2 protein-coding genes are annotated in these 1,539 nt (G+C 70.9%); one reads left to right on the top strand and one right to left on the bottom strand.

What is annotated here, in order from left to right; genetic code table 11:
• The coding region (locus ACFWI9_RS34130) for a 3'-5' exonuclease (RefSeq protein WP_387169152.1) at window positions 1-680 on the top strand (680 nt) is incomplete at its 5' end.
• Window positions 681-770: 90 nt separating this feature from the next.
• Here the strand turns inward: ACFWI9_RS34130 and ACFWI9_RS34125 are convergent.
• Complete coding sequence (locus ACFWI9_RS34125) at window positions 771-929, bottom strand: hypothetical protein (RefSeq protein WP_387169149.1); 159 nt, start codon at window positions 927-929, stop codon at window positions 771-773.
• Between the last annotated feature and the right edge of the window lie 610 nt (window positions 930-1,539).

Genomic DNA, 1,539 nt, shown 5'->3' with positions numbered 1-1,539 from the left:
GCGGCGTGACGAACTCACAGATCCAGCCCGCGACCGCCGACGCACGACCCGACATGCTCCGCCGGGCCGAAGCACCCCCACTGGCCCGGCTGGAGACCGCCCTCACCACCCTGCGCACCGAGGCCCAACTGCCCCCGCCCGCCTCTCGCCTGGCACTGCTGCGAGCACTGCAGGCTTGCCTGGACCCCCAGACCCTCTATCCTCTGGACGCGCCAGCGCACGGCTGGCTGCAGCAGCTCCGCGATCGCCTCGACCTCGATACGGTCGCCGCAGCGCACCCCGACAAGGACAACACCACCGGCCTCAGCGAACTGGACCGCCTGTGCCAGACCAAGGGCCTTGTCCTGCAGGACCTGGCACAAGGCGAAGAGGTCATCGGCAAGATCCTCCTCACCACCTACCACTCCTCCAAAGGCCGGGAGTTCGACACCGTGATCCTGCCCGGACTGCAGAACGGCATCATCCCGCGCAGCGTCCCCGAGCGGGGGACGTGGCGCGCACCCAACGCGAGGGAACGGGAGGAGCAACGGCGTACCTTCTACGTCGCCCTGACCCGCGCCGAGAGGACGCTGCACCTGATCTACGGTCCCGGCTACCACACGAAGAACGGATACTGGCGACCGGACGGGCCCTCCGACTTCCTGACCGAGATGGACAGTCGTCTTCCCCCGGCGGACTGAACCCGCCGTTCTCCGACGTGAGCGCATGTCCTCCGACACGGACCGCCGGTCACTGCGTGCCGCCCTCGCGGACGGTCATGGAAGCGCAGCTCACCCTGCGGGCGGATCGTCCCGCACCGTGCCGTCGGGTGCGTTGAACCGGCCCTGGTAGGTGCGTAGTTCCTCGTCGGTCAGCTCCGGATTGCCGCTGACGGCCACCACGGTGGTGTCCCACTCCCGGTGGCCCCCGGCGCTGGGGGTGAGCAGCACGCCCACCGATGTGGGGAGCGGAAACTGAGCAGTCAGGGGCCGGGCTGCGGGTTGGGGCCATCCGCGCGGGCGGGAGGAGTGGCAGCCGTACCACCCGCACACGCTGCTCGTCCGCAACAGCGGCACGCACCCGGTCCGCAGCGTCACCGTCCACCTCCCCGGGGTGCCCAGCGAGATCACGGGGGAGTCGAGCGAGGCCTACTACTGGATCGGCGACGTGCCGCCGGACACCACCCGCACCGTGCCGCTGGACTGCGCCCTGCGCCCTGCGCTATCACGACGCGGCGCTGATGATGTTCGACCTGAACTTCGCCCTGGGCCGCAAGGAGTGGGTACCGCCGCGCGGACGGACGACTGCGCCGACGCAGGCACTGGCCGGGCTGGATCGTGCGCGCCATTTGCCTACTGGAGCGATACGTCCGCCCCGCACCGGAGCCGGAGTAAAGGGAGCTCCTCCGTCCCGGACGAGGTGCCGAGTCCGTAGGCCGGGCGCCGTCGGTGCGGGCCGCCTGGTGGCGGTCAGGGCTGGAAACGCCACTCCCACAGGGAGGCCACGCCGTCCGGTACCGGGTCGTCCGGGCGGGCTCTGCGGTGCCGCGCGGGCTTCGGC

It is taken from the genome of Streptomyces sp. NPDC127084, assembly GCF_042724175.1.
Lineage (GTDB): Bacteria > Actinomycetota > Actinomycetes > Streptomycetales > Streptomycetaceae > Streptomyces.
This window is presented reverse-complemented; position numbering and strand designations above follow the sequence as displayed.